At 59.0% G+C, this 764-nt stretch carries 1 protein-coding gene; it reads right to left on the bottom strand.

From position 1 onward, the window contains the following. Positions 1–247, bottom strand: a 247-nt coding sequence (locus tag OC446_RS30550; protein ID WP_262032616.1) for a helix-turn-helix domain-containing protein, incomplete at its 3' end; no start/stop codon positions are given. Positions 248–764 lie beyond the last annotated feature (517 nt).

Consider the following 764-nt stretch of genomic DNA (forward strand, 5'->3'; position numbering starts at 1 on the left):
GCAGAGCGGCCAGATTGATTGGGCCATCTCCCTGGTTGATCCGCCACTGGTCAATCACCGCTGCAACGGCCTCGGCCTTGAAGCTCTGTCTCGCGCGGCCGTCCGTCTGACCGCTATCGAAGCGCTTCACCTGATAGCGGACCGCGCCTTCCGTCACGCCCAGCAAGCGGGCGATCTCACTGTTGGTCGCTCCCCGCGACGCCAATGCCTTGATGGTCATGCGAGCCTCCTGATCGAGCCGGCTCATGCGCTCCTCCGCGTCGTCCTGCGACACGGTAGGTCGACTTCAACCGGAGGCGACATCTCGTAAATCTGGCCGTCGCCTTACTCGTAGATTTGCGCATCGCGCTACAGGAACTGGGATATCCTGCATTCTGGTAACTCAGTCAGCCTGGACCAGCAGATGCTCATGGCCAGTGAGGTCAGCCGCGATTTCTCGCTGACCACCGGCGTAATCCAGACTTTCGATCGCATGCTCGGCGCCAGCATCAAATTCGGATCGTGAAGTGTCTCCTGCAGGTCTCCTTGTGGCTCGCGAGGTGAATACACACGACCGCGATAGTCGCTCGACCGGACATCAAAACTTCCATTGCACAGCTACCACCCTGACAGGGCGCGAGCCGCACGGCGCCATCCTCTCGCTCCGTCTGGGATGATATCCACGCAGATGAGAGGGTGTAGTAGTTCCTGCAAAGCTTTGTGGCATTTCTACCGAACGAATGGCGCGAATTGCAACGCTGGGTAAAAGGCTTACTTGAACTCAC

Origin of the sequence: Microvirga sp. Mcv34 (genome assembly GCF_024519725.1) — a bacterium.
Classification (GTDB): Bacteria; Pseudomonadota; Alphaproteobacteria; order Rhizobiales; family Beijerinckiaceae; genus Microvirga.